The organism is Candidatus Poseidonia alphae, assembly GCF_943787815.1.
Lineage (GTDB): Archaea > Thermoplasmatota > Poseidoniia > Poseidoniales > Poseidoniaceae > Poseidonia > Poseidonia alphae.
Genome location: NZ_CALSNW010000001.1, coordinates 490,527 through 516,800 on the forward strand (window position 1 = coordinate 490,527; position 26,274 = coordinate 516,800).

25 protein-coding genes are annotated in these 26,274 nt (G+C 50.6%); 9 read left to right on the top strand and 16 right to left on the bottom strand.

Annotated features, from left to right (window positions below):
- Positions 1 to 105 precede the first annotated feature (105 nt).
- A complete protein-coding gene (locus tag AAA857_RS02195; protein WP_338172625.1) occupies positions 106 to 561 on the top strand; it encodes a helix-turn-helix domain-containing protein in 456 nt (151 codons plus the stop codon).
- 2 nt (positions 562 to 563) lie between these two features.
- On the opposite strand, the gene AAA857_RS02200 is transcribed toward AAA857_RS02195, so the two are convergent.
- Entirely contained in the window at positions 564 to 1,379 is an 816-nt protein-coding gene (locus AAA857_RS02200) for a metallophosphoesterase family protein (protein ID WP_338172627.1), read from the bottom strand.
- Positions 1,380 to 1,492: 113 nt separating this feature from the next.
- Here AAA857_RS02200 and AAA857_RS02205 point away from each other — a divergent pair, with 113 nt between their 5' ends.
- The 3 genes from AAA857_RS02205 (at position 1,493) to AAA857_RS02215 (ending at position 4,411) form a co-directional block, all read left to right on the top strand.
- A complete protein-coding gene (locus AAA857_RS02205; protein WP_338172631.1) occupies positions 1,493 to 2,161 on the top strand; it encodes a winged helix-turn-helix transcriptional regulator in 669 nt (222 codons plus the stop codon).
- 97 nt (positions 2,162 to 2,258) lie between these two features.
- Positions 2,259 to 3,389: a helix-turn-helix domain-containing protein gene (locus tag AAA857_RS02210; RefSeq protein ID WP_338172633.1), complete on the top strand. Its 1,131-nt coding sequence runs from the start codon at positions 2,259 to 2,261 to the stop codon at positions 3,387 to 3,389.
- Complete coding sequence (locus tag AAA857_RS02215; protein WP_338172634.1) at positions 3,386 to 4,411, top strand: tRNA-dihydrouridine synthase family protein; 1,026 nt, start codon at positions 3,386 to 3,388, stop codon at positions 4,409 to 4,411. The genes AAA857_RS02210 and AAA857_RS02215 overlap by 4 nt, the downstream gene beginning before the upstream one ends.
- A gap of 3 nt (positions 4,412 to 4,414) precedes the next feature.
- On the opposite strand, the gene rpsB is transcribed toward AAA857_RS02215, so the two are convergent.
- Positions 4,415 to 5,023 (bottom strand): 30S ribosomal protein S2, encoded by a 609-nt coding sequence (gene rpsB, locus AAA857_RS02220; RefSeq protein ID WP_338172527.1) that lies wholly within the window; start codon positions 5,021 to 5,023, stop codon positions 4,415 to 4,417.
- A 134-nt stretch (positions 5,024 to 5,157) separates the two neighbouring features.
- On the opposite strand from rpsB, the gene AAA857_RS02225 reads away from it, so the two are divergent.
- On the top strand, positions 5,158 to 6,360 hold the full coding sequence (locus tag AAA857_RS02225) for a PD-(D/E)XK nuclease family protein (RefSeq protein ID WP_338172636.1): 1,203 nt from the start codon (positions 5,158 to 5,160) through the stop codon (positions 6,358 to 6,360).
- Positions 6,361 to 6,383: 23 nt separating this feature from the next.
- On the opposite strand, the gene AAA857_RS02230 is transcribed toward AAA857_RS02225, so the two are convergent.
- A complete protein-coding gene (locus tag AAA857_RS02230) occupies positions 6,384 to 6,716 on the bottom strand; it encodes a helix-turn-helix domain-containing protein (protein WP_338172638.1) in 333 nt (110 codons plus the stop codon).
- A gap of 61 nt (positions 6,717 to 6,777) precedes the next feature.
- Entirely contained in the window at positions 6,778 to 7,854 is a 1,077-nt protein-coding gene (locus AAA857_RS02235; protein ID WP_338172641.1) for an NADP-dependent oxidoreductase, read from the bottom strand.
- A 136-nt stretch (positions 7,855 to 7,990) separates the two neighbouring features.
- On the opposite strand from AAA857_RS02235, the gene AAA857_RS02240 reads away from it, so the two are divergent.
- Both AAA857_RS02240 and AAA857_RS02245 read left to right on the top strand, forming a co-directional pair.
- Complete coding sequence (locus tag AAA857_RS02240) at positions 7,991 to 8,365, top strand: helix-turn-helix domain-containing protein (protein ID WP_338172644.1); 375 nt, start codon at positions 7,991 to 7,993, stop codon at positions 8,363 to 8,365.
- A gap of 62 nt (positions 8,366 to 8,427) precedes the next feature.
- Complete coding sequence (locus AAA857_RS02245; RefSeq protein ID WP_338172646.1) at positions 8,428 to 8,910, top strand: GNAT family N-acetyltransferase; 483 nt, start codon at positions 8,428 to 8,430, stop codon at positions 8,908 to 8,910.
- Positions 8,911 to 8,928: 18 nt separating this feature from the next.
- Here the strand turns inward: AAA857_RS02245 and AAA857_RS02250 are convergent, their stop codons facing one another.
- Positions 8,929 to 9,474, bottom strand: a complete 546-nt coding sequence (locus tag AAA857_RS02250; RefSeq protein ID WP_338172648.1) for a hypothetical protein — start codon at positions 9,472 to 9,474, stop codon at positions 8,929 to 8,931.
- Positions 9,475 to 9,623: 149 nt separating this feature from the next.
- Positions 9,624 to 12,449 carry a CARDB domain-containing protein gene (locus tag AAA857_RS02255; protein WP_338172650.1) on the bottom strand — a complete coding sequence of 942 codons (2,826 nt, stop codon included), beginning with the start codon at positions 12,447 to 12,449 and terminating at the stop codon, positions 9,624 to 9,626.
- A gap of 170 nt (positions 12,450 to 12,619) precedes the next feature.
- On the opposite strand from AAA857_RS02255, the gene AAA857_RS02260 reads away from it, so the two are divergent.
- Both AAA857_RS02260 and AAA857_RS02265 read left to right on the top strand, forming a co-directional pair.
- Positions 12,620 to 14,455 carry a hypothetical protein gene (locus tag AAA857_RS02260; protein ID WP_338172653.1) on the top strand — a complete coding sequence of 612 codons (1,836 nt, stop codon included), beginning with the start codon at positions 12,620 to 12,622 and terminating at the stop codon, positions 14,453 to 14,455.
- A 25-nt stretch (positions 14,456 to 14,480) separates the two neighbouring features.
- Positions 14,481 to 15,230 (top strand): KH domain-containing protein, encoded by a 750-nt coding sequence (locus AAA857_RS02265; protein WP_338172656.1) that lies wholly within the window; start codon positions 14,481 to 14,483, stop codon positions 15,228 to 15,230.
- On the opposite strand, the gene AAA857_RS02270 is transcribed toward AAA857_RS02265, so the two are convergent.
- The 10 genes from AAA857_RS02270 to AAA857_RS02315 all read right to left on the bottom strand — a co-directional run bounded on the left by AAA857_RS02270 (position 15,231) and on the right by AAA857_RS02315 (position 26,265).
- Positions 15,231 to 16,229, bottom strand: coding sequence for a serine protein kinase RIO (locus AAA857_RS02270; protein ID WP_338172658.1), 999 nt, complete (start codon positions 16,227 to 16,229; stop codon positions 15,231 to 15,233).
- 23 nt (positions 16,230 to 16,252) lie between these two features.
- Entirely contained in the window at positions 16,253 to 16,945 is a 693-nt protein-coding gene (gene eif1A, locus AAA857_RS02275) for a translation initiation factor eIF-1A (protein WP_338172660.1), read from the bottom strand.
- Between the two features lie 84 nt (positions 16,946 to 17,029).
- Positions 17,030 to 18,733 carry an NADH-quinone oxidoreductase subunit N gene (locus AAA857_RS02280; protein WP_338172662.1) on the bottom strand — a complete coding sequence of 568 codons (1,704 nt, stop codon included), beginning with the start codon at positions 18,731 to 18,733 and terminating at the stop codon, positions 17,030 to 17,032.
- A gap of 1 nt (position 18,734) precedes the next feature.
- Entirely contained in the window at positions 18,735 to 20,375 is a 1,641-nt protein-coding gene (locus AAA857_RS02285; protein WP_338172664.1) for an NADH-quinone oxidoreductase subunit M, read from the bottom strand.
- Positions 20,372 to 22,906, bottom strand: coding sequence for a proton-conducting transporter membrane subunit (locus tag AAA857_RS02290; protein WP_338172666.1), 2,535 nt, complete (start codon positions 22,904 to 22,906; stop codon positions 20,372 to 20,374). The genes AAA857_RS02285 and AAA857_RS02290 overlap by 4 nt, the downstream gene beginning before the upstream one ends.
- A 9-nt stretch (positions 22,907 to 22,915) precedes the next feature.
- Positions 22,916 to 23,218, bottom strand: a complete 303-nt coding sequence (nuoK, locus tag AAA857_RS02295) for an NADH-quinone oxidoreductase subunit NuoK (protein ID WP_338172151.1) — start codon at positions 23,216 to 23,218, stop codon at positions 22,916 to 22,918.
- Positions 23,215 to 23,484: a hypothetical protein gene (locus AAA857_RS02300; protein ID WP_338172668.1), complete on the bottom strand. Its 270-nt coding sequence runs from the start codon at positions 23,482 to 23,484 to the stop codon at positions 23,215 to 23,217. Before AAA857_RS02300 ends, nuoK begins: the two co-directional genes overlap by 4 nt.
- Positions 23,481 to 23,756 (bottom strand): NADH-quinone oxidoreductase subunit J, encoded by a 276-nt coding sequence (locus AAA857_RS02305; RefSeq protein WP_338172670.1) that lies wholly within the window; start codon positions 23,754 to 23,756, stop codon positions 23,481 to 23,483. The genes AAA857_RS02300 and AAA857_RS02305 overlap by 4 nt, the downstream gene beginning before the upstream one ends.
- Before the next feature lies 1 nt (position 23,757).
- The gene (locus AAA857_RS02310; RefSeq protein WP_338172672.1) at positions 23,758 to 24,732 is read right to left on the bottom strand and encodes a hypothetical protein; all 975 of its coding nucleotides are present in this window, start codon (positions 24,730 to 24,732) and stop codon (positions 23,758 to 23,760) included.
- 9 nt (positions 24,733 to 24,741) lie between these two features.
- Complete coding sequence (locus AAA857_RS02315; RefSeq protein WP_338172675.1) at positions 24,742 to 26,265, bottom strand: complex I subunit 1 family protein; 1,524 nt, start codon at positions 26,263 to 26,265, stop codon at positions 24,742 to 24,744.
- Positions 26,266 to 26,274: the final 9 nt, after the last annotated feature.

Genomic DNA, 26,274 nt, shown 5'->3' on the forward strand with positions numbered 1-26,274 from the left:
GAACCACCTTGAGGGCTCCTTGGGGTTTGCTTCTTGGGAGAAGAATGTACATTGGGTGTGGAAAAGAAACCAAGTAGTGGTGACGCTCGCGAACGGTTGAAGCCCATGCCGACCCCACCAATGAAAATTCCAGCTGATGCGTTTGAAGCCCTTCAAAACAACATTGAGGGCACGCTCAACAACGGTAAAATCATCCGTTCAACCCTGGCGAATTACTCCAACCAAGGGCCCTATAACGCAGACTGGGAAGTGGAGGCAGCAGTTGAAGCACTCCATGTCTTCGGCTCCCGTTGGACCATTGAAATTCTCGCAACATTGTACATTACGGGCCCTCGCCGCTTCAATGAAATGAAGAACATGCTCAGCGGAATTTCTAGCCGAACTCTCTCCGATAAGTTGCGGTTCCTTGCAGAGGAAGGCTTGGTCTTACGCCTGGTCACCGAAGGTCCGCCTGTCAAAGTCAATTACGAACTCAGTCAGCACGGCTTGACCTGCGGCAGACTTCTTTCACCTATGGTGGCCCACTTGAAAGTAAAGATGGGCTCTGTCCAATCTGAATGACGTCAGGGCTCAACACGGTTTTGCTGTACAACACGCCCGTCTTGAAGATTAAACGCTGTAAGGACTGCAGGCATTCCTTGCTTTGCGTGATACAAACACGTATCGAGGCCGATGGCCGCGGGTCGGGCATTGTTCAAGCAAACTTCACTCCGCCAAACCTTGCCCCATGATTGCTCATCGTGTCCTGGAAGACTTGCCGTTGGAGTATGACCAAACACCACGGTTCGCTGATGGTCAACAGGTTCCGAGACCTCATGAAATTCCTTTCGTATCCACAAATATTCATCTTCTGTTTGCTCATCAAGCGGGAGATTTGGCTTATACCCCGCATGAACCAGTCGCCATTCCTTCAGGACAATATGGAGAGGGAGGGTTTCAATCCATTCGTTATCATCCTTGATTTGCTTCTTCATTGCTTGATGGTCAGGTTGGGTTAATACATTGTTAAATGCATTAAGATACGAACGAACGGTTGTGTCTCCGCCGTTCTTGATCCAAACCAACAGGTCTATGTTCGGGTCTTGGAGTCCCTCAAGAGAGAAGTTTTCAGCCATCATGGCCTCATGATTTCCTTTGACGCAGAAGATTTGTTCATTCGTTCGTGCAGTGTGGACAACTCCGTATGAGTTTGGACCTCGGTCAATAAGGTCGCCGAGTAAAACCACTCGGTCGTTTTCCCCAAGATTCAACTCGTCAATGAGAGAAATAAAACTTTGATAGAATCCATGAATATCTCCGATGACCCACACGTTTGCGCCATCGTCCAATGCTGTTTGCAACTGCATTTCAATCGCTTCATTCCTCTTGTAATCCATCATAAAAACCCACCATAATATCACTCCTTCAAGAGTATATTAACACCTTAATCGTCGGTTGCAATTGCGACTCAAATCAGCGATGGTTTAAGGAAGGAGAAGACAAACCTCACCTCATGCCTCTTCTCTCCCAATGGGTACGGCAGCGACCATGGTTGGCTGCTGGCTTGGCCGGAGCAGCCAGCAGTGTTGCTGGACTTGCTGGAGGGGTAGCGGCTGCTGCCGGCGCAGTTGGAGCCATGACAATGGGAGGCATCCGAACCAAAGCAACCCACCACGAACACCCCTTGCGGCGAAGAATTTTGTCCACCTTGGAGGCGCACCCCGGCTTGTGCTATCGTGAATTGCAAACTGCAATGAGTACCGCCAATGGAACCCTGAGGCATCATCTTGATGTTCTGCAAACCCGCAAGTCGGTCACGATTCTCCCAGTGAACGGACGAACATGCTATTTTGCAGGAGCACCAAGTCAGATTGAAGTTCTCCGTAGCACAGTGATCGGGGAAGAGAGAATGGCACAAAGTCTCCCGATTGGCCTTTCCCTTGTACAACGCTTAATTCTAGAGAACATCGAACGGGAGGGCGTTCCTCGGTCGCAAGCCGAGCTTGCTCGGCGCCTTGGAAGAACTCGAGCTACCGTGCACAGCGCTGTAAAGGTACTACGACGCCGGGGGATTTTACGTGATGACAAAATTGAACTCATGCCCCATATTGACCTAGACATGTGCTGGCAGCCGCACGGTAGCGTGGATTACGAATGGAAGGACGAACGAAGGACGGCGTGACCGCTGCTTTGAATTTCTTTTGAAATCTATCGCTTGAGCGGCATTTACTGCATAGACTTCAAAGGCTCTCGCCATTGGCTTCCCTTCGGTTGTCAACATGTTCTCGGTACGAATGGTCGAACTTCCCCTACCCTCGACCGACCGCGAAGTTGATGCGCTCGTTGAATGGATTACCGACACGCTTTGTCTGGTCCGAAAACGAGGCGATGCAATGGCTGACAACGGCAGAGCTGGGCCGGTCCACCGACTGTTGCGAGACCATTTGTTTGGTCAACCCAACACCGCTTGGGACGCTCAAATGTTGGCTGATGAACTCGCCTTGATGCCGGCATCGCTCAACCATCACCTCACACGGCTTGTAGAGAGTGGAATCGTAGGCTATACCAACGAAGGGAAAGGATGGCGTCGTTATTTCTTAAGAGGTGGTTCATTGAGCAATGCAGTGGCCTTTTTCCAACAAAATTGTTCGCTTGTCCTCCATCAACGAATGGCCGCTTTGGAACCGTATTGGAAGCGAGCAGGTGAACCGATGGAAGTGGAGCTTCCCGAACCTGAACATGCTTCATTCATGCTTGGTCTAACCGACCATCGACCAATACCGAACGATTCCAATGGAACCGTACTTTCACATTGGATGAGTGACTTTGGGATGCTCGGTGAGCGTCCAGGCCAAGAGATCGTAGCGGACTCGTTATCCGTTCGCTTGATGACAACGCTGTTGGAACGAGATCTCCCCCTCTCTCTTGACGAAGCCGTTGAATCCCATGGAGGACAAAAGGCTCGCATAGGACGGATTTTAGACCGTTTCAGAGCGTCGGGCATGGTAGAGAGGGTTGCCCGAACCGACCGGTTAAGCGTCGCATTATGGACGGCAATGACCACACAATATCAACGCCGAGGAGAGGATTGGATGTTGAGAAAAGGCGGATTCCAACGTTTGCTTAACAACAAACAGCAGAACAACCTACTGGATTCATTGAAGAAAGGAAACCTCAATGTTGATGACGTTGGAACGCATTTAAACACCATGGAGGCACGAGACCAAATGCTTCTTCTGAACCTACTCGGCGGTCGTCTTCCGATGGGATACCGACTCTCAGGGCCCTCCCCCCAAGCCATACAACGACGCGTTCAGGAACGCATGGACCGGGTGCTTCGGAGAATGGTTCGAGTCGCCAACTTACTCGATGAAGCCCTTGAAACCTCAAGAGTTGAGGGGAATCCATGACCGAGCACATCCAACCCGCCCCTGGGCCTTGGGACGGTGACGCTCGTCCACTTTTTCTGGCACCGATGTCAGGAGTTTCAGATCTACCGTTCCGGTTGCTGTCAAAGGAATGCGGTGCGGACGTGACCATCACGGAGTTTACAAATTCCACGGCACTCACCCGAGAAGCCGCCACATCATGGCGTCGCATGGAAACCCACGATACCGAAGTCCCCTTTATTCCTCAAATCTTTGGAGGCGACCCCGGAGACATGGCGACTGCGGCTGAAATGCTTGCACCAAGTGCTGACATCATCGACCTCAACTTTGGTTGCCCTGCTCCAAAGGTAACCAATATTTGTGCGGGGGCCGCCCTCATGGGCGAACCAGAACGGTTGGTTGGGATGGTGGATAATATCGTTGAACGTGTAGATACTCCGGTGACGGCTAAAATGCGTCTTGGAACCGGCAGCGGTCATAACAACGCGACGGAACTGTGCAAGCGTTTGGAGGAGGTAGGAACTCAGCGCCTCTGCATCCACGGACGAACCCTTCGCCAGAGGTATACAGGTGTTGCAGACTGGACTTCAATCAAACAAGCAGTGGAGGCAGTGGAGGTCCCGGTCATTGCGAACGGTGACGTTGTAGATGCCGCTTCGGCTGCAGCATGCCTGGAGCAAACGGGCGCTGCAGGACTCATGGTTGGCCGAGGTGCAATCGGACGCCCGTCTGTATTTGCCGACATCAAAGTGGGACTCGGATGGATGAAGGAGGAGGATTTGCCTTGGATTGCCTCCAATGAGGGATGGTATGAATTGGATGATGTCCAGCAATCGTTTGCATCACGAAGATGGTGCTGGGACCGCTACATCGATTTGTGTGAGGAAACCGTCGGCATTCAAGCTCGTTGGATGAAGCGTCATGCGATTGCTTTCACCAAAGGGTTGCCCAATGCAAAGAAGGTCAGGAACATCATGCACGAACAAAATACGCCCAAAGCAATGGCTGATGCGATAAGCACGTACTTGGCTAACGGAGTGTAACACTCAGAAGGTGGATTCCCAGTCTTCAAGGTCGTTGGCTTCTGCCCACGCCTCATCGGTGGTTTCTCCACGAACCTTGAGGACTTCACGGGCGAGGAGCCAGTAAATCAAAGCGAGTGAGCGACGACCCTTGTTGTTCGCTGGAAGAGCGATATCAACGTTTCGAAGGTGGTTGTTTGCATCAACAATACCGACGATTGGAAGGCCGGTAGCAACTGCTTCACGAAGTGCTTGCTGGTCTGCAGCAGGGTCAGTAACGAACAAGACATCCGGTTCAAGGTAGGAGCGGAGAGCAGGGTTGGTCAAGGATCCTGGAATAAAACGGCCAACGGCTGAGTGGGCGCCGACTGCCTCTGCAAATTTACGAGCAGGGCGTTGTCCGTATTGGCGGGCGCTGACAATCATAATCGAAGGGGCATCAAAGGTGTTGAGGAAGGCTGCAATGGACCGGATACGTGCGTCGGTGATGTGAATATCAAGAAGGTAAAGACCGTCTTCACGGACTCGGTCGATGAAGCGACCCATATCGGCACTCTTCTGTTGAGTTCCGATGTTGACGGCGCTCTCCTCATAGGCTTCGGCGGAGACTAGCAAACTTCCTTCATCGGACATAATAGACCACAGTAAGCCGCCCACAGACCCCCTGTATTAAACCGCTTCGTCCCAAAAGTGTTCACCGACCTTAGGGTTTTTGAAGGAATCAAGGAGGGAAAAGGTATCAAAAAGAGAACACAGCACGGCATCGTATGGGGGACGAGGGCAAGGAAATGTCAGCGGCTCACGAACCCACAGACCCGAACGCCACCGTTGACGCTGAAGGCTACTGGAAAAGGGAGAATGGAGATTGTTTGCCGGTCAGTGCGAGCGACCTGGAACGTTACACCTATTGCCCACTGTCTTGGTCTCTAGCAGCACATGGCCATGCTGGCCAAGGTGAAGAAATTATCAAGGGACAGGAACGTCACAAAGCGATTCACCACATCTACTCAGAATACCAACACCTGCGAATTCAAACAAAACGCAACTTGCTCATATGGCAGTGGTGGTACGCCATCGTACTCTTATTGGTTGTTGATGCTGTCTTGTTTCGAGGATTCAGCAGCTCAAATTTTGATACCGATGAATTTTCTAAATTGCTCGCGACTTGGGCGTTGTCTTGTCTTGTGGTAGGAATCAGTGCACTGCTCCTCCCTTGGCGGAAGTTCATTGGGATGGAGATTTATCAAGATTCAACCATTCACTTCAGTACCGAGAATAAAGCTGTGGTTGAACCTTATTTTGAACCAAGAGACTTCAAAGGTGGATGGTTCGAAGGTGGGCGTATTGAAGTGGCCTTCTTTATGGCGGCTATCGTCATGGCGCTTCACTCCATTGCACTTCGCTTTGCAAGCGATAAAGAGCAGGCTGCCTATGTTTTTGCCTTCATCGCCATCTGTTGGACGCTCATAGCCTCTATCCAACTGCAGAGAGCCTTAGTAGCCAACAGTAAATCCTTGGACTTAGCAGACGAAAACAACATCGCCATCGGGACCGAGGTCGCATATTCTGACGATGAATCAACCAGTGATTTGCTTGTTGATGGGAAGACTGGACTTAGAGGCCGGCCCGACCAAATCGTCATTATTGATGGCGAATTTATTCCTGTAGAGCAAAAAACCGGAAAGGTACCTAAGCGCCCCCATGATTCTCATTCAATGCAAGTACTGGCCTATGCCCATCTCATTGAGACCACGACGGGACGGGCCCCTCCCTACGGCATCCTTAGATACGGAGAAGAGGATTTGCATGTTATCGATTGGAATGCAAAAACAAAGGTTTCTCTCTTTGAGCGGATCAAGACCATCCAACAAGTTATGGCCCAAGGTGGGGCTGCTCGAAATCATAATCGGCCCGGAAAATGTAAGAATTGTTCGCGCCGCTATGCGTGTCCCGACCCGTTGGACCCGTGATGAACAGCGCCCTGAATTGTCCCTTAGGATTGATAATTGTTGACACAATTGAACAGTTCCCTGAGTGCCGGCCCTAAGGATTGACCTTTTTCGGAGAGTGAATATTCGACGCGTGCTGGGACTTCAGCGAACACTTTTCGCACTAATAAGCCCCTTTGGCTGAATTCATCCAATCTGCGGCTAAGCGTTGTTGCGGTGATGGATAATTCACGTTTGAGTTCGTTAAAGCGGACTGGCTTTTGGTGGGTGTTCATAAAATAAAGCATCTCGAGAACATAGGACTTGCCAAGTAAGGCAATCAGGTATTTTCCTGCAGACTGCAGACAGACTGGCTTAATTTCCAGATGTGGTTCCATAACATTACCAAGTACAATTGGTATATCAATCTGCGAGTATCTGCTGAGATACTATCAAGATTCAAGGCATCATCGTAACAACGCACTTCCCTTTGGCTCTGCCCGAAAATGAGCGAGTAAAGGCCCCCTGCCAGCCGGATTGAATGTCTTCTGAATGAAACTCCCATGTGCCGTCAAGAACAGGTTTGATGGTGCCGGCTTGAAGATGGTCTGCAAGGACCCGTAAATCATCTCCACTCGGTGATAAAAAGAGATAGGTCCAAGATGCATTAGCGGCCTGTGCAGCCTTGAATTCCTTTCTCTTTTGTTTCCGCTTCAAAAACAACTTGAGAATCCATGCAGACCCACCAATCCGCCGAATTTCCTCAAGGGTCGGCATCCCTGCAATCGTGACGATGCTTCCTCCTTCTTTGACGATCTCTGCCATGTCCAAGCTTTCAGCAGTAGTGTCAAAGCAGACGTCAAATTTATTGCTGACATCCTTTGAATAGAGGTCTACAAACTTTTGAGATTTGTAATCTACGACTTCATCTGCACCCAAGGATTTGCACATCTCGGCTTTCTCGCCTTTTGATGCAGTGGTCACCACGCGACCTGCTTTGAATACATGCTTTGCAAGTTGGATGGCCAAGGTACCTACTCCTCCTGCGCCCCCAGAGATGAAGATGGAATCACCTTCCTTGAGGCCTGAGGTCTTGAGAACTTGAAGAGCGGTCATACCAACAAGCGGGATTGAAGCGGCTTCTTCGAAACTAATATGTTCTGGCTTCGACACTGCATTCGAGATGTGGGCCACGCAGTATTCAGCCATTGCACCACGGAACCATGGTGTTTTGTTTCCATCGCTTGAATCACCGAAGAGTCGGGCAAATACGGGCTCACCAACTGTGAATGTTCCATCCTCATCGGCTTGTTCAACAACCCCTGCAACATCGTAAGAGATGACGTGAGGGAATGAAGCGACTGGACGAACCATCTTCAAATCTCCACCAAGGAGGGCTTTGTCAACGGGATTTATTGAAGAGGCATGCACTTTGATGACGATGTTTGTTTTTGGGTCAAAGCCGTGCGGGAACGGGACATCTATTTTCTTCAAATTGGCCGGTTTACCGTATTTTGAAAATCCAACGGCTTTCATTGTTCTCTGATTCGGATGATTGCTCATGAAGCGAACGGACTGGCTTCCATTGATAAGGGGATGAGTGGCGCATGTGTCATCTTGTAACAAAGTTGTAACCTGTGTGCTAATAACAATCTGGTACTTAGAAGAGAACATGACCCAAGAACAGAACCTTCGGTTGCAATCGATGTGCGATTCAGGAAAGGCCCATGTCAACGATTTGTTCGTCTTACTGTCGAAGTCGAAGATGCTAAACATCCTGTATGTTCTCAATTGCAATCCAGAACCCTTGCGATTTTCGGAGGTCAAAACAAGGGTGAATTCTTCCTCCACAACGGTGGCCCGCAGGCTCAGTGAGTTGGAAGCCCATGGGTTGGTCACGCGAACTGTTTTTCCCACGGTTCCGACCACGGTTCAATACGCACTCACCAGCGACGCAGTGGCCTTGAAGCCCTGCCTTGAATCACTCTTTGACTGGGTGCTTAATCGGGCTGATGGACTACCGGCTGTGCAGGAAAAAATCTCCTGATTGATCCGACCAGCAGCCTTTCGGGCAAAAGAAGCAATATAGTTCAATCTTGAGCCTTTCGTATGGAAATTGTACCGTTGGGGAAAAAAGACATCTCGGCGGTGTGGGAAATCAATCAACAAGGCCTACCAGGGACCGGAGAGGTCACCCATCAAGAAGTGGAAGCTTTGCTTGAATTGGCTTCATTTGCAGTCGGTATCTTTGATTTGGAAGAACTGCTTGGTTTTGTGATTTGCATGCCCCCAGGAACACAATATGCAAGTTTGAATTATTCTTGGTTCAACGAACGTTACGATTCGTTCGTTTATGTGGACCGTATTGCAGTCTCAGAGCAGCACAGAAACAAGAGCATAGGGGCACATCTGTACGACTTCGTTGTAGAGGCTGCCATGAACATCAATGCCCCAGTCGCAGCAGAAGTGAGCCTAAAGCCTCCTAACCCTGGTTCAATGCGATTTCATTCAAGGTTTCAGTTTGAAGAGGTTGGAGTACTTCATCACGATTCCAAATCGGTTACCATGTTAATGCGACCAGCTGATTCGTGAGACCTTCACCAAGCCGAATCACGAGCACTCTTCGACAAGAGGGTATTGCATGCAGGTGTTGGTCACGGTGACAAGAATGTTGAAGTTATCTTGAATCGTTCCAAAGGTGCTTTCTCCCCATCCACGGGCTTTGACGTCAAGCTCCCATTCTCCGTATGCAAACCTCGGGTTTGGCGAGAGCCGCTCTTCAAGTGGAGAGGAGTCTTCACTCACGTCTTGTTCCCATACAATGTTTCCATCAGCATCAGTTAGAGTCGCACGGACATAGCGGGTGGTATTGTCCGATGGAAGGGTATCGGAAAACGAAAAACTCGCCTTGAAGTAAATACGAACCTCTGTCGTAGAGCCATCAACGAGGAATGTGGAACGGTTGGTGAATTCCTCAAAACTCACGACGTTGAAGGTATGGGCTACCTCAACCTTGGTATAATCCAGACTTTCATACGCCTCAGGCCTCAAATTCTCCACGGTTTCTCTTGCCGCAATCAGACTCAAGCATCCGGACATTGAACAAAGCAGGGCTGTTAACAACAACGCCATTACCCTACCTTGCTGCCTCATCATGCCTACCGAAGATGATGGCCCCTATCAAATCCGCGACCGAGTGTTTCCGCTGAGTTCAAGTGGATGAAGGCCAAGCGCCCGATGTCTGAATGAAGCGAGCACAAGGCCGAGCTACGGCGATGACGAACCCTATGAACGCTGACAGACGCTCAACCAAACCGTGCTCCACAGGTCCCACATTCATCGGCTTCCGGAGGTAGGTCTGCGCCACAAGCACCGCATTCGGCAGACGGGTCAGAAACCTCTTTTTCAGTTTCATCCTTCTTGCGTTGACGTGCACTTCGGCGACGAACAGGTTTGCGTGCTTTCGCATCTTCTCGCCGTTCCTCAGCGGTCTTGGTCGATCCGGATAGAGGGAGATCATCATCATCAAAGGAGAAGTTAGCCGTAGCTTCAACCACTTCATTCCCTGCAAGGGCGGAATCGGTGAGCGTCATGCCGACCGTAACCTTCTCACCAGGCAGAACGCCTTCTTCTCCGGTGATTTCGAACAAGCGCTCGCGGATGCTAGCATCCGACGCACTCAATTCCCCATCGTCCGCGTCCAATGAACGCAATTCACCCTTGGAAGCAAGGATGGCCTCGAGGTCGTGGTCAGGCGATTCGTCCCGAGACGATTTGAGTGTTGTGACGACTTGAGATTTGTACTCTTCAACCTCCTCGTCTGTCATTTCTTCGAGAGCAACTTCGTCCGCATGGCGACGGTCATATGCCGCCTCAACCTCAGCCTCGGCAGCCTCAATATTAGCATCCCATTCTTCCTCGAGGTGTTCTTCATCAAATCCGAATTCCTTGACCGTCTCAGCAAAGTTCTGAGTTCCAGTAACGATCCTGTCTTCATCTTCTTCCTCAGGTAGGGCAACGGTTTCCTTGACGGTTTCCTTTCGCTCTTTGCGTTGCCGTTGTTCAAAGAAGGACGAAACATCTTGTTCTGCACCACAGTATGCACAATTGTCCAGCAAGTCAGGAATTGATTCGCCGCATTCATGACAGTCGTGGAACTGGCTTCGAGCCTTCTTGAGATTAAAGGAGCAGTGTGGACAGCGATCTTCTGTTCCTTCCAGCTCTCCGTCACAGGCAGGGCAGTAATCAAAGATGTCGCGCTCAACTTCTTCTTCACGCTCTCGGGTAAGAAGTACGGCAGCAACCAAAACTCCAACGAGAATGAGCGCTCCAATTCCAAACAGCGTCATGGTTCCTGCATCTGAGGAGGACGAATCGTCTGCGGTGTCGGCTGCAGCCATGGTTGCAAAGGACATGGTGAAGAGGTCAGCAATACTGGTTTCTTCTGGAATAAAGCGAACGGTAGTCATCGCTGCTGTTGCTGTGAATGTACACGAAAGCGACACGCGATCTCCTCGCACAGCAACCGTCGTCGCCACCGTGGAGAGGATGTTTCCTGACCCATCATCACATGAGAAATTAGCGCTACCTGTTTCTTTGCTCGTCATGTTGATGGAAAGGGTATATTCGGCGCCGTCTTGAAGTGGGCTTGCAGCAGGTGCATTATCAGCATCTACAACGCTCAAAGAAGCGTATTCCCAGCTCAATTTCAATTTTGATTCGACCTGTGCAGAGGTTGAAAACTTTGAATTCTGCTTGTTGTCGTCCCAACTGCCCACTGCAGCAACCCAATTGCCGCTGAACAATGCTTCGTGCTCTCCCAGGTTGGTTGGTAGACTGACGGTCCATGTGAGAATCTCTCCATCGGCGAGGGTGATTTGTGGCGATTGGCCGTTAATCCCGTCGAAGGTGTATTCGATGTACCCTCTTACCGCCTTATCGCCAGTGTTGGTCACCGTGATGCGCCATTCAACATCATCGCCCGACTGAACGGTGCACGCAGTGCATAGAGGCGGGTCGACGTTCACGTCTGGAATCGGAGAAATGGTGAGCATGCCCGAGGCTTCGTCGTTATCGGTGGACTCTTGTTCAAAACCTGATTCCCCAAATGGATTAATTCGCGCTGTGACCACGTGATCGCCATCAGGGAGTGAACCGATAGTGGACGAATTGAGTTCAGCCGAGAACGCTTGTTCCGCATAGCCAGTTCCTATGATTTGAACGGTAAACGGAGCGCCCATGACAACACCGCCAAGCGGGTTGTTGATTTCAAGAACCATTGGGATGTTTGCAGGTCCGGTGCCATTGGTACGGACGATGGTCCCGGAGACCATCCAAGGTCCTTCGAGGGCTTCAGGGTCACTTTCAACCGTCAGACCGTCTTTGAACGATAGGTCCATTCTGCTTGAGACGACCAATTGAACGGTCTCTGTTTTTCCAGTTTCGGACGCTTCATATATTGAATTGTCAATATCCGGTGTTGCCTCAATCAAGTGAATGCCGCTGCTTGGAGCGATTATTGTTGTGTTAACCCAAGCAGAGGACCCAGCGGTCAGGGCTGGGGTGGAAAGTATAACATCTGCGGATTCTGGAACGCTGAGCAACAGATTGCTGCCTGCCGCATCAACCGTACCTGAATTCAATACAAGAGCCGAAAAATCAATGACATCTCCAGAATAAACCGGTTGTGACTGGTCAACTGAAGCGGAATCAACCCGAAGATTGGGCAGACCCTGTACCGTGAACTCTTCGTTAAATTGGACCGGTGTGTCGCCTCCAGCACTGAATTCAAACCAAACCTTTTGCACGCCTTCTGTCAATCCGTTCCACGTAGCACTTACCGTTGTAAATTCTCCACCAGTAATGGTAATTTCATCTTGAAGAAGACGGTTTTGAGGGGAAATGGAGTTCTTGTAAAACGCAACCTGTACGTTGAACGCATCGCTTTGAGCACTGTTGTACAGGCCGACTTCGATGTCAACTGAACCCCCCATGACTGGGTTTTGTGGGGTCAGTGAAAGTTGAGTCGCAGACGATTGAACTCCTCCGCTATCACCGGCTTGAACGGAGAGCGGAATTAAACCGACCAATAACAAGGCTACGATGATGGCGGCCTTCGGCGTTCTCTGCATGGATAACTCTTGCACATGCAAAGCACTTGAACCCATCTCTTCTTGACCCGTTTAAGCGCAGTGCTTCTTCACAGAATATGAATGCGGGAGGGTGTATGAAAGCCGGAAAGGGTGAAGGAACGCAAAATCGGAGGGGAGGATTGAAGGACAATCGCACCTGTCGTGAATGCATGGGACGGAGTTATGTGGGCATCTTGCTTGTGCTCACCCTCCTCGCTGGGACTGTCCCATTGCCGCAGCAAGGAGAAACCATGCTCCTCAATGACGCCATTGCGCCCCTTGAAAGCGGTACATCGAGTCTTTCAATCGCCTTCTCAAACGGACCATCGCAAGACGACGAGATCACTGGGCTCCAAACGCTGACCTTCAGTTTGACTGGAACGGGTACGCTGGATTCTCTTTTGCTCGAAATTACCGATGATGATACCTCGATATCTCAACCTGATTGGAGTACTGTGATTAATTTGACCGAGACCCCTTGGATGTACCCGTTTGACAGCACCGATTACACCAACGGAAGTTACACGTTACGGGCAACGGGCTGGGACAGTGATGCAGAAGCAAATACGACCACTCTATCCGGCTCCTTCAATATCACAAATCAAGTTCCCGTGATTACCATCTTCACCGCACTCAACCCAGATGCGGGTGGCGGCACTTCGATCAGTGACCGTGCGTGGTTCAACATCCCAAGCCAGGGAACCATTGCTTTCCGTTGGGGTGCAAACGATGACGACTTGAAACAAGCAACACTCACGACCGTCCCCGGCCCTGGAACCCCTGCAACCGATGGGCCAACATCGCTTGCCTATGGATGGGATTGGGCATCGGGTAACATGCCGGAAGGCACATGGTCACCCCGACTCACCGTGTACGACCAATCCGGACTTTCCAATACCTCAACCCTTCACATCGGGATTGACCGAACAGGGCCGACCGTTGGAACCATCACCGTTGGGGACGGTTCAACGTGGCACCGCTCAGGGAGCATTACCCTAAGCAACATCATGAGTTCAGCGAACGACGGTCAAGGATCCGGGGTTGCGAGCATCCAATACATGGTCGCTGGGGCGTCATCATGGACGACCACGACGAGTGATTCAGTGACGCTCTCCTTTACCGAAGGAACCCATGAACTCATGGTTCGGGCCATTGACCGAGTGGGGAATGTTGGGGCAAACCAAACGATTGACATCAACGTTGATGAAACTGACCCTGTGCCGCTTGGATGGACGGTCGATGAACTTACAACCAGCAGAATTGGACCAGCAAACGTTTCCTTTAGCGCAGAAGACCTTGGTTCAGGGATGGATAATGTGTCATCCTACATTCAATACGGATTTGATTCCAATGGCGTAGGCCAAACTCCCGATATTTCTGGCCGATGGTTGAATTTGGGAGTCAATGGACTTGACGGCCAAATCGGCCTCTCCAGTTGGGTTACAAAATCGCGCCAGCACATCATGCTCAGGGCGTTCTTACAGGATGAGGCAGGCAATACCTACACCACAGAAGCATCATCCTTCCAGATCCTCCCTGGATTGGACCTCTATTGGAACGCAAGCCAAACAAACCTTGACCGCTTGGTTGTACGCCCGGGTGAACAAAACGGAAACATCACCATTACAAGCGTCCTTGAGTCAAATCAGGATTATCCTGGGAGCATCATCGTTCGCTTGGAGTCCGCACCTGCTGACCGCTCATCGACGGTTGAATGGACGGTCATGGAAACACGAAATTTGCCCCTTGGAACACTATCAAACAGTACCGAAACCGTAACCTGGCATTATACCGTCCCTACATCAGGCCAATTTGATTTACGACTTATCATTGACTTCGCCAACGTCATTGATGAATTTGATGAAGGCAACAATGCGAATTATCTCGTCGTTACCGGAGCGTCTCTTGATGCCCCAGGAACGGTCCCTTCATTTGCCCCTTCATTGCTCCTCCTCATCCTCGTTGGGTTTGGAATCTCCTTGCTCCAACGCAAGACAAGGGATTGAAAAGAGAAGGCAGGCAGGGTGAGCCATGCGACAGTCCCTACCACGGGTACCCAAAGACCGCATTGCGGTCATCATTGGAGCCAAGGGTGAAACAGCGAGAGCCATTAAGAAGGCTGCAGGCTGTAAAGAGTTCAACATTGATTCTGACAGCGGAGATCTGGAAGTTCTTTGGGGAGCAGCTGGCTCTTACGACCCTGTAAAGGCCATGAAACTCCCCGATGTGGTCAAAGCAATTGGCCGAGGAATGGCCCCGAATGCCGCCGTTACCCTTTTGCAAGACGACCACTTTTTCGAACTCGTTGACCTCCGAGATTTCGTCGGAAAGCGTTCCAACCAACAGCGTAGAATTCGCGCACGAATCATTGGCCGAGAGGGGAAGATTCGAAAACTCATCGAGAATCTCACCCAAACCCAAATCAGCATCTACAATTCAACGGTGGTCCTGGTTGGAGAAGAAGGTGGATTGTATTCTGCCCGCCATGCGATTGAAATGCTAGCAGGTGGCTCTGAACATGGCAGTGTCATCAGTTTCCTTGAACGAGACCGGAAGCGAGCACGCCTTGAATCAAAGTCGCTCGATGCATTTGAAGAGCGGGAAGACACGCAGCGCCCAACATCTGGCTTTGACAGCCTTGTCCCCGGCCTTGCTGAAATATCAGAGAGCAGAAATCACCGTAGAATGCGAGCAGCACAGGTTGACCCTGAGGACGGTGACGCCGTTTCCAACATGATGGAACTGGCTGAAGACGAAACCGTCAATTGGGAAGAAGAATGATCAGTTCCATTCTTCAGGGAGTTCAATTTGTTTTACATGGGATACATCCATGTTAAGCACTTCATACATAGCCTCTGCAAGGTCTACATCAAGGTTGTTTTTCTGCCCCCATTCAACCAGACGAGTCACGTCCCTCACGAGGAATTCTTGCGACTTTGGATGGCTTTCAACCACGCCTTGCCCCACATCAATCACTTTTGCACGACCGTCGTGCCAGAGAATGTTGTAGGGTGAAAAATCTCCGTGAACCAAGTTCGCTTTCTGCCAAGAAACGGCTAGAAATTCGATCAAGTCATTGTAGACAGACTGCGGGTCATCCACGAGGACATCACGTAGTTTTGGGGAAGGGGATTGTTCGGTGCCAAGATAATCCATAATGAGGACATTCTTGTGGATGCCTCGTGGAAGTGGAACGTTCAATCCCCAACGAGCCAAGCGAGTGAGGTTGCGATGTTCTTTACGAACCCATACCTCGACGAGGTCTCGATGCTTTCTTCGCAAACCTGTGAACCGTGGGTCGCCTTCTATGTATTGAACGAGGTTCTTGAAAACTGCGTTTGAAGTGTGAAAAATTTTGACGGCAACAGGCTCCCCAGAGAGACTTGTCCCGTGAAATACATGCGCTTCTTTCCCGCGTGCAACTGGGAAGTCAAGTGTGTCAATAACGCCGGTCTTCATCAATTTGTAAAGGGCCATGAGTGTCAACCGGTCAAACACTTGGTCGAACACACGACGGTCCACCCAATCAAAGGAACCCGTGCCCATAGCGCCTTGGATTTTTTCTTCGATGTCTCGGAACATTGAGCTGTAACGCTTTTCCTTCATCCAAGCGTACTTTGAAGATTTTTCTTCCAAGTCACGAACAAATTCGTTTTGCTCTTTCCGTTCAAAATCCGAGTCCAATTGTTGTTCTCTGGACCGTTTCTTATCCACCTTGAGAGGACGTCGTTTCCGCGATTGACGACGGGCGAGTTCTTCCCAATCATCGTCCTTGGCCATGCTGGCACCTCATTGAATCAAGTTCATGCGAAGAGGGCGTCAATGTCATCATCGTCATCGTCGTCGTCATCACTGCTCTCTTCCTCTGGAAATTCCTCTACTGGAGCAGCAGCAACTTCAGGCTCTGAATCTTCCTCAACGGCTTCTTCAACGGCTTCTTCATCATCAGAAAAGAGGTCGTCACTGTCATCAGCATCATCAGCAAAGAGGTCGTCACTGTCATCAGCATCATCAGCAAAGAGGTCTTCAGGTTCTTCTTCCGCGGGTTGAGCCACTTCTTCGGAGGGGGAACCTGCTGAACTGAACAAATCGTCGTGTTCGTCATCATCATCATAGCGGGTGCTCATACCAAACATATCCACATCGTCGGGCAGAACCCCTTTTCGTGAGAGATACATGGCCTGAGTTTTGGTGTAGCGGTGCTTCACATCAGCCTTTGAATCTTGGAAATCCCAAGGCCAAACGATGATGAGGTCACCTTCACGAACCCATTGACGGCGACGCATCTTTCCGGGAATCCGAGCCATACGGGTTTCACCGTCAGCACAGAGAACGGTCACACGACGACCTCCTAGGATTTGTGAAGCGAGAGCAAACATTTCGTTCACTTTCTTATTCGGCATTTTGACACGGATCTTACCGTCGCTTGAGCCTTCAGGATTCTCAAGACGTGCGAGTTCTTCGACGTCTACTTTTTCCTCATGTCTACGACCCAATCAGTCTCACCTGTCTGCGCTATCGGCCTACCCTTCTTGAAGTCATCACCCCAAGAAGGTGTTTTGGACGCCTGCGGAAGGGATTCACCAAGCCCCAACGAGGGCATTGGCTGCTGATTCACACAATGCAATAAGCTGCCCTGCGCCGACACCAAAGTAAATTGTTGAAGCAACACAGGCGACGATCGCTAAGCGGACTGAAGACCCTCTCGGAAGCGGTCCTTCACGGCCTTCCTCTGGTTCGTTGAAGAACATCACCAAGCCCACTCGGAGGTAGTAGAAGACTGATATTGCTGAATTGATAACCATGATGAGGGCAAGATACCAAACCCAGTGAATCTCGCTGAATGTAATGCTGCCTGAGGCGCCTGATTCCAAGAGGGCTGCTTTGACGATACCCATGATTACGAGCAGTTTCGAGAGGAATCCAGCAAGAGGTGGAACACCAGCCAGGGACATCATGAAGATGAACATAGCAACAGCGAGGAAGGGTTCGCGCTTGACCAAACCGCCCAACGATTCGAGGGTATGGCCACCGTTTTCGGATTCAAGTAGGGAGAGTACCAAGAAGGCTCCAAGTTTGAAACAGACCAGTACAACAAGGTGGAACATCAGTGCAGTAACGACTGCAAGTGCAGCAGTTCTGCTCGCATCGGCATGGTCGGCCTCCCAGTTCAAAGCCCCGATTGCTGTAATCGCAGCCAGCATGTAACCCGCATGGGCAACCGATGAGTAAGCGAGCATTCGCTTCGGATTGGTAGAGCCAAGGGCGGCAAGGTTCCCCCAGGTCATGGTAACGACGGACAAGACGGCCAGAGCGACAAGCCATACCGTTGTACCGTCCTCCATGCCTTCTGGGGATGCAACGACCAAGAGAATACGTAGAAGTCCTACAATTCCCATGGCTTTGCTCGCTGTGGCTAGGACACCTGCAACAGGGCCGGGTGCTCCAGCGTAGGCGTCAGGTGCAGCAAAGTGGAACGGTGCAGCACTGACCTTGAAACCAAAGCCGACGAGAAGCATTCCAAGCGCTGTGAGCGGTAGAGGGTCCATTCCTGTAGCGTTGAAGTGCGCGGTGAGTTCTTCGAATTGAAGGGAGCCAGCCCACAGGTAAAGCAGGGAAAGACCGTAGAGGCCAACACCGGATGCTACCGAGCCGACGATGAAATATTTCATTCCTGCTTCAGAGCCTTCCTTGGTTTCTTTCATGAACGCCACGAGAACATAGGTGGAGAACGACGCCAGTTCAAGACCGATGAACAACAGGAACAGATCTTGGGCTAAAGCCACGACTGACATCCCAAGACCGCAGGTCATGAGCAGGATGTAGAAGTCAACTTGGCGACGATTGTTGTAGAGGCCTGAGACACTTCGGTCCTTACGACTGGTCGCTGGAAGGCGGTCAATCGATGCGATCGAAGCCAGGGCAAGAGCGCCGTAGAAAATTAATTCAAACAAGCGACTGAATTCGTCAACTTTCAGGAGTTCATTGGTACCTGATGCGATGGTTTTGGTTTCCATTCCACCGATAAAAGAGATGGCTGCGAGGATGAACGCCATCACAAAGAACACGGATGCAAAGATTCCAGGGAGACGAGGGTCACTGTCTAACGTTCCACGCTTTCCACCAAACAACCACGGGATTCGAACTTGAGTTAGCGGGATTCGGAATTTTGCATCTCCGAGATTGGGTACAATCATCAGTGTGAACAGTCCAATGACAAGAACAAATTCTGGGGCTAAGGCCGTTACAAAACCTTCTCCAAAGGGTTCGATTACATCATCCATATCAGACACCTCCGTTCAAAATTGGAATCAACAACTGCTCAAAGAACCCAACCGTCCATCCGTTCATCATGTCCAAGGCAATCCAGGGCATGATTCCGAAAAGGATGGTAAACGCAGCCATGATGACCATGGAAATCTTCTCCGAATCTGCAATGTCTGGAACGGGCTCACCGTGAAGACTGGCAGGAGGTTGGGTGTCATCCCCGCCCTCGAAGATGGTTCGTTGCATGGACCACAGGTAGTATGCTGCAGTGATAGCAAGAACGAAGGCAGGACCAACCATCCAGAAAACACTCCAGTTCTCTGCTGCAAGGAAGTGCCACAAGGCGAGGAACATCATCAGTTCTGCGACGAACCCAGCGAGGAGCGGAAGACCGAGAGAGGCCATCCATGCGAACATCATCGAAGTTGCGAGCCAAGGTGAGTGCTTGGCCATACCTCGCATGGCCCCGATCTCCATGCTGTGATAGTGATGCTTGAAGGCACCACAAACTGCGAAGAGCATGGGGCTGATGATTCCGTGAGCGAACATCATGAAGAGCGCGGCTGCCCATCCAAGAGGTTGCATGGTCGCAATACCGATGAGAATAACACCCATGTGGGACACAGAGGAGTAGGCAACCATTTTCTTGAGGTTGGTTTGGCCTAGACAGACGACTGCTCCCCAAACGAGTGAGACCATTCCGAGTGCAAGAAGCCAGAATTGGAAGAACTCCGCTGCATGAGGGAACATGGCAAGAGGTAGACGGAACATACCGTAAGCACCCATCTTGAGCATGACACCGGCAAGCAACATCGAACCGCCAGTAGGTGCTTGAACGTGAGCGTCGGGCAGCCAAGTGTGGAATGGAACGGAAGGGAGCTTAACGAGGAAACCGATCATCAGCATGACGAAGAGAACCTTCTGCATGCTTTCACCGAGGAACCACATTCCGCCTGCGTTTTCAGCTTGTGAGTGACTGATGAGTGTTGGAATGTCAAACGTTCGACCGGTCCACGTACCTGAATAGGACAACGCAGAGTCGGGTTGCAAGAAGTACATGGTAACCAATCCAAGCAACATCACGACCGACGCGGTAAAGGTGTAGATGAAGAATTTTTGAGAAGCGTACTTGCGGTCTTTTCCACCCCATTTGAGGATGAGGAAGAACATTGGAATGAGTGTTAACTCCCAGAAGACATAGAACATGAACAAGTCCAAAGCGACAAAGACGCCAATCAATGCACCTCCCATCATGAGTATGAGTGGGAAGTACACGGATGCGTTCTTTTCATTCCACGTAGCAACGATGGTAATGGGCAACAAGAAAGTTGTCAGCCATACCATTGGGAAGGAGAGAGCGTCCATACCGACACTCCAATGGATTCCCAGTGCTTCGATCCATTCATAACGGAATTCAAAGTTAAACGAACCGAAATTCATCGTACTCCAGTCGCTCATGTTGTCCATTTGTCCGAAGAACATCATGGTGGTCACGCCGAGCATGATGAACGAGACGATGAGAGACACCATACGAATGGACGGACCCAATTTTTCACGGGCCGCATTGGAAGTGTTTCCGATGAACATGAGCAGAACGATGCTGCTGATCAGCGGGAGTCCAACAAGGGGTAGCGAGATCCAATCAATTCCTGTGTTCATGCAACCACCCCCCAGATGAGGCCAAAGAGAACGAGAGTTCCAACCGCAGCCATCAGAATGTAATCACGGGCAGAACCGGTGGTCAAAGCCCGTAGTTTCGTAGAGAGTTGTTGTGAAGTGCGCTCAATTGTCTTGATGGTTCCGTCAATCACGCCCGAATCTGCTTCTGCTGCTTTGAAAGAGAAGGCCGCCACAATCTTCAGCATGGCCATGTCGTAGTAGTGGTCGAAGTAAAGGCGGTTGCTCAATGCTGTAGCAAGTGTGGATTCGCTCAGGGCAGAGTTGTCCCAATGGTAGCGCCCTTTGACGGCGGCATTGAGTGCAAGAACAGGAGCGAACCACGGCTTGGCTGCTTCACCGTCATCCAGTTTACCGCCGTACAATGACAGAGCAAGTCCAGGGCCTACGATGGCGCCAAAGAACAAGGCAACGTAAGAGAGAATGAAGAAGAACGAATCGTGGTTTGCAAAGGCATGTTCCATTTCATAGAGGAATCCATCGAGCAGGGAATCGTGGAGCAGTTCTCCCTTGGACTCAGGAGCCCAGTGTGTGAAGCCCATGCTTGCTAGAATGATTCCTGACAGCGTGATGAAGGTAAGAAGAAACAGCGGCGTCTTGATCCAAGTATTGGTCGGCCCAACATGTGCTGCAACCTCTCCTTTGGGAGAACCTGCAAAGGTCTTGAGCCACATTCGAGACATGTAAAACCCGGTCATTCCAGCGCCGAGAAGGACGCAGAGAGCTGGATACATGAAACGGGGGTCATCAAGAGCAACTCGCCAAGTGTTAGCGATGATTCCTTCCTTGGACCAGAACCCTCCAATGAGAGGGAATCCCATGATGGAAAGTGAACCGACGAGCATGGCTGTTGCGGTAATGGGCATCTTGGAAGCCAGCCCGCCCATGTTTTCCATGGACTGCGCATCGAATTCCTCGTGGTGGTCATCGTGGCCGTGGGCTTCCTCAAGAAGGACACGGCTCAGGGTAAGGTCAAGTTCAGGAACGTTGATTTTGCCGTTGCCGTCAAGATCGATGGCGTTCATGAGTGGTTCCATTTCCCATGGCGGCAGGTCAGCGATTTCTGCGCTCTTGAGAGCTTCTTTGAATTCATAGGTGTCAATTTCACCAGAACCATCCAAGTCGATTGACGTGAAGAAATCGAAGGCAGATTGGTCTTTTTCTTTGAGGTAAGTCGCCAGCATCAACAATTCCTTGGGGCTTGAGTCGTGATGATGGTCGTCATGGTGCAAATGGTGGTGTGCGTGGTGAACTTCGTGAATCACTGCACCGCTGGCCATAAAGAGCATTCCTTTGGCCATAGCGTGGTTGAACAGGTGGAAAAGCGCAGCGCCAAAGGCAACAACAACAATGCCGTGTTCAACTTCATGCCCTGCACCGTGCCAGTGCAGCGTGTTGGCGAGATAGAGCGCAGCACCAAGTCCAGTGAAGATGTATGCTAATTGTGACATGGTCGAATAAGCGAGGACTTTCTTCAGGTCTGTCTGTACAAAGGCAATTGCTGCAGCCATGACGGCGGTTGTTCCACCGATGGCGGCGATGATGAAGGCAAGGTCGTCCAATTGCCCAAACATGTGTTCGGAGCCAAAGAACGGGAACATACGAGCAACGAGGTACAATCCTGCGTTGACCATGGTCGCTGCGTGAATAAGAGCAGAAACAGGAGTTGGCCCTTCCATAGCGTCAGGCAACCAAACGTGAAGAGGGAATTGTGCAGACTTGCCAACTGCGCCGATGAACATCAAACCAAGGGCCCAAGCCAAACTTGCTGGGTCAACCTTTGCGATGTTGTCATCGTTGAACACATAGGCATAATCGAGATGTCCGTCAAAGAGTGTCCATAGCATGGCCAAACCGACCATGAGGAACACATCACCAACACGAGTGGTGAGGAAGGCTTTCTTGGCGGCGTATGCTGCACTGGGGCGTTCATAATAGAATCCGATAAGCAGGTAGGAACAAAGGCCCATCAATTCCCAGAAGATGAACAACCAAAGGAAGGAATCGGCGAGAACCATTCCAAGCATACCCGAGCAGAACAACACGAATTCAGCATAGAAGCGATGGTTTCGGTTGTCGTTAATGGGGTCGGTATTCATGTAGCCAATAGCGAAACTGTTGATGAGAAGACACAAGAATGAAGCAACGAAAAGAAGCACGACCGTGATGTGGTCAACGTGTACTCCGAATCCAAACACAACCGTGTCGGTTTCATTACCTGAGTTCCACATACTGGATGTGAACCAGGTCCAATCGGTGAACTCGCTCATCGAATCAAAGCTGCCGATGAAGTCCTTGATGAGCCAGAGGGATAGAAGGAGGCTGGCCCCCATGATGACGAGAGCAATCAATCCACCCTCCTTGACATTGTTCTTCCAAAAGGGATTGCCGTTGAAGATTTTCCCAAGGAAGAGAATCACTGGGAAGGCCAACATGGGCAAAATGAGGATAAGAGGTGCGTATTCAATCGCACTGCTGTGAATAATTACTTCGGAACTGCTTGTACTACCCATCATATCACCTCAGTTCTTTAGGACGTTGATATCGTCCAGTGTAATCGATTCGTGTTGCCCGTACATGGCCAAGAAGATGGCCAGTCCAACCGCAACTTCACTGGCCGCAATAGCGATGGCGAAAATGGTGTAGACCCAACCCGTTGCATCGCCGTGGTGGATGGCTGCAGCGGCAAATTGCATGTTTGCTGCGTTCAGCATCAACTCAATGCACATGAGAACGATGATGGCGTTTTTACGAGTGAAAGCACCTGCAAGTCCAATGACAAACAACAGTGCTGAAAGACCTGAAACCCATGCTGGATCAATCATTCTTCTTCACCTCCAAATTCCCACAAAAGATTTTCCATTCGTTCATCACGAACAAGATAGGCAGCACCCATCATGGCCATAGCCATGAGCAAACCAAGAACGGCCAATGCCAGTCCCCACTCGTTGAGCATTGAATCGGCGAGTCCTGAGGTGGTGGGTGTGCCGGTGCTTGGATTGCTCCAAACCTCATCGTCGTTAACGATGGCGACGAGAATAAAGCCCAGAGCCACGAGGCCAAGACGGGTAAACAATGAAAGGAATTTCATTCAAAGTCCTCCTCAAGAATTTGACGGCGTGTCAGCATGATACCAAACAGCACCACTAAACCTACGCTCGCCAGATAGACAAGAATCTGAATGGCCGCCAGAAATTCTGCACCGAGCAGGATGAAGATTCCAGAGACAGCCATGAAACAGAAGATCAGCGAGAGCATCGAGTGTGCAACCCTTTGTGCGAAAATAAGGCCCAGCGCACCGCCGAGCGTAATCGCAGCAAAAAGGAAGAACACACCGGTTTCAGCAGCACTCGCTATGTCCATCTCAAGCGTCCCCCTTTGCGGCTTCCTTTGCAGCCTTCTTGGCTCGCTTGGTACGTTCCTTAGAAGCACGCTTTGCTAGTTCAGCATCCACGGCTTCTTGGTGTACGCCAGGAAGAACGCGAGTACGGGAGGCATCAAACCAAAGGTCTTGGCGAGTAAAACCGGACATGCCGTCGTACTCGTTGGTCATGAAGAAGGAAGTGAAGCCACAGGACTCCATGCACAGCCCACAGAACATACAGCGTCCAAGGTCAATGCGACCGGAGACGATTTGGTCGTCAGCAGGTCGGAGTTCGTCTTGGGAAACAATGGCCTCTTCTCCTGAATCGTTCCATCGAACCGTTGCAGTATCTCCTGAGAGGTCCAGAACTTCAGCAAAGCGCCATTCGTCAGGCGCATCAGTGTGTGCAGTAACAAGATTGAACTCTTCAAGTTCTGCCTTCACTTCTGGCTTTTCAACCGCCGCATATTTACCGACTTCAAGTTCCATACCTAAGCCACCGTCTTCACCGTCTGCGGAATCCAAAACGTCAACCCGTAGTTCCGTTGTCATGTGAAGGCAATCGTTAGGACAAATGTTGACACACATCTTGCACGCCGTACAGGTTTCCCAGATGACACCAATTCGTCCGTTGTAATTCCCTGGAACGAAGAGCCATGGCTCCATGTCTTCGAGTCGTTCGTAAGGGTATTGAACCGTTTGAGGCTTCCATAGGGTCGGCTTAAGGTCGGAAGTCACGCGGTCAGGAGCGAATTCCTGACGGGAAATATCGTTCATTACAACCGATGATGCAGCACGGCTACGGCTTCCATCGTCTAAAAATTCAGGGTGGCTGGTGTTGTGATAATCACCGAGCTTCTTTCCGAACCGCTTGCCGATGAACGGGAAGGTTCGAAGAGCTGTAATCAGAGTAATCTTAAACGGGTACCAAAATAGGTTTCTAAAATTCGGTTGTGCGTGTGGATGCATTGGCATGGTTTCACCTCACTCCTGCCCCGGGACAACGGTTCCCGCAGGCTCTACTGTTTGCACGTGGAACATTCGCTCCTGTGCAACTGATTTGTCTTCATCGTTGAGATAGATCCAGAACATTCCTATCCAGAACAAGGTTGTTGCTGCTGGTACAAAGAAGGGGATACCAAAGGCGTCCCAAGCCATACCGCCTGCGACGTCATTCTGAGCGGACATGTCATCGGGGTTGAACAGGTAAAGCCGGTACACAAGCGAGAGAACCAATTGAAGTACGGCAAGAGGGAGAAGCATACGCCATCCGAATTCCAAAATTTGGTCGGTTCGAATCCGCGCTAGAGCAAAGCGAGCCCAAACGAACACGATGAGGAAAACGAGCCACGACTTGATGAGCGTCATTATGGCGCCTGGAATCAGCAGATAGAGTCCGCCAAGTCCCAAGAATTCAATCGACCCAATGGTTCCCTGCAGCGGGAGATGCCATCCGCCGAGGAAAAAGTGAGTGAAGAGGAAACAGGCTGCATAGGTGCGTATGTATTCCGCCATAAACAGCATACCAAACCGCATACCACCGTATTCTGTCCACCAGCCTTCAACCAATTCAGCTTCGGCTTCAGGCATGTCGAACGGGACACGCTCAACTTCTGCAATCATCGTGATGAGGAACAGTGCTGCCCCAAGTGGCATCAAGAAGATGTTCCATGAACCAGCAGCATGCTGGAAATGGATGCTTTCGATGATGTTGAACGTCCCTGAGAGAATCGCAACGGATAAGAGCGTGAGAAGCAATGGAATTTCGTAAGCCGTAAGTTGGGCAGCGGAACGAATTCCGCCGATCAGAGTGTACTTGTTGTTGGAAGACCAACCAGCGAAGAAAACACCGATTGGAGCGATACCAAAGATGGCGATAGCGTAGAGAATTGAGAGGTCGGGGTTGGTAGCATAGATGCCGCTTGAAAGAGGGATCATACCCAAAATAAGCAGGGTTGATGAAACAATAAGGAACGGAGAGACTTCGAAAATCAATTTATCAGCACGTTGGGGGACCATGTGTTCCTTGACGAGAAATTTCATTCCGTCTGCGACGTTCTGGAAAAATCCTGGAACGATGGTCTTGCCCATCCAGGAACGGTTGTTTACACGGTCAACGGTTGGGAAGTTCTCATCTCGGTTCCCGTATTTCTTGTTCAACCATTTGTTGATGGCTCCTACGGGTTTGCCTGCGCCAAACGGCAGCATGTTCCACCATTCACCGGCAGTAACTCCGTTTTCACCGACCCACAGGGAACGCAGAGCAGTCGTTGCTCCGTATCGGTCTTGCATACGAGCAACAGCCTTTCGTTCAATCCATAGAATGGCGAATTGAGAGAAAAACAGCATCAAGAAGACGATGTTCACTGCTGCAAATGTACCGGCTGCAAATGAGATGCTCGAGGCACTTTCTTCAGCGGCTGTCCCATCCAAGAGCTTGATGATGTTGGAGCGGAATACACCTTCCTTATCCAAGAAGAATCCTACCAAATCGTACTTGTCATCCATCTTATCACC

Coding starts and splice junctions, on each gene's coding strand:
- AAA857_RS02195 (WP_338172625.1), top strand. CDS start 106: ATGCCGACCCCACCAATGAAAATTCCAGCTGATGCGTTTGAAGCCCTT.
- AAA857_RS02200 (WP_338172627.1), bottom strand. CDS start 1,379: ATGATGGATTACAAGAGGAATGAAGCGATTGAAATGCAGTTGCAAACA.
- AAA857_RS02205 (WP_338172631.1), top strand. CDS start 1,493: ATGCCTCTTCTCTCCCAATGGGTACGGCAGCGACCATGGTTGGCTGCT.
- AAA857_RS02210 (WP_338172633.1), top strand. CDS start 2,259: ATGTTCTCGGTACGAATGGTCGAACTTCCCCTACCCTCGACCGACCGC.
- AAA857_RS02215 (WP_338172634.1), top strand. CDS start 3,386: ATGACCGAGCACATCCAACCCGCCCCTGGGCCTTGGGACGGTGACGCT.
- rpsB (WP_338172527.1), bottom strand. CDS start 5,023: ATGTCCGATGAAGGAAGTTTGCTAGTCTCCGCCGAAGCCTATGAGGAG.
- AAA857_RS02225 (WP_338172636.1), top strand. CDS start 5,158: ATGGGGGACGAGGGCAAGGAAATGTCAGCGGCTCACGAACCCACAGAC.
- AAA857_RS02230 (WP_338172638.1), bottom strand. CDS start 6,716: ATGGAACCACATCTGGAAATTAAGCCAGTCTGTCTGCAGTCTGCAGGA.
- AAA857_RS02235 (WP_338172641.1), bottom strand. CDS start 7,854: ATGAAAGCCGTTGGATTTTCAAAATACGGTAAACCGGCCAATTTGAAG.
- AAA857_RS02240 (WP_338172644.1), top strand. CDS start 7,991: ATGACCCAAGAACAGAACCTTCGGTTGCAATCGATGTGCGATTCAGGA.
- AAA857_RS02245 (WP_338172646.1), top strand. CDS start 8,428: ATGGAAATTGTACCGTTGGGGAAAAAAGACATCTCGGCGGTGTGGGAA.
- AAA857_RS02250 (WP_338172648.1), bottom strand. CDS start 9,474: ATGATGAGGCAGCAAGGTAGGGTAATGGCGTTGTTGTTAACAGCCCTG.
- AAA857_RS02255 (WP_338172650.1), bottom strand. CDS start 12,449: ATGCAGAGAACGCCGAAGGCCGCCATCATCGTAGCCTTGTTATTGGTC.
- AAA857_RS02260 (WP_338172653.1), top strand. CDS start 12,620: ATGGGACGGAGTTATGTGGGCATCTTGCTTGTGCTCACCCTCCTCGCT.
- AAA857_RS02265 (WP_338172656.1), top strand. CDS start 14,481: ATGCGACAGTCCCTACCACGGGTACCCAAAGACCGCATTGCGGTCATC.
- AAA857_RS02270 (WP_338172658.1), bottom strand. CDS start 16,229: ATGGCCAAGGACGATGATTGGGAAGAACTCGCCCGTCGTCAATCGCGG.
- AAA857_RS02280 (WP_338172662.1), bottom strand. CDS start 18,733: ATGGATGATGTAATCGAACCCTTTGGAGAAGGTTTTGTAACGGCCTTA.
- AAA857_RS02285 (WP_338172664.1), bottom strand. CDS start 20,375: ATGAACACAGGAATTGATTGGATCTCGCTACCCCTTGTTGGACTCCCG.
- AAA857_RS02290 (WP_338172666.1), bottom strand. CDS start 22,906: ATGGGTAGTACAAGCAGTTCCGAAGTAATTATTCACAGCAGTGCGATT.
- nuoK (WP_338172151.1), bottom strand. CDS start 23,218: ATGATTGATCCAGCATGGGTTTCAGGTCTTTCAGCACTGTTGTTTGTC.
- AAA857_RS02300 (WP_338172668.1), bottom strand. CDS start 23,484: ATGAAATTCCTTTCATTGTTTACCCGTCTTGGCCTCGTGGCTCTGGGC.
- AAA857_RS02305 (WP_338172670.1), bottom strand. CDS start 23,756: ATGGACATAGCGAGTGCTGCTGAAACCGGTGTGTTCTTCCTTTTTGCT.
- AAA857_RS02310 (WP_338172672.1), bottom strand. CDS start 24,732: ATGCCAATGCATCCACACGCACAACCGAATTTTAGAAACCTATTTTGG.
- AAA857_RS02315 (WP_338172675.1), bottom strand. CDS start 26,265: ATGGATGACAAGTACGATTTGGTAGGATTCTTCTTGGATAAGGAAGGT.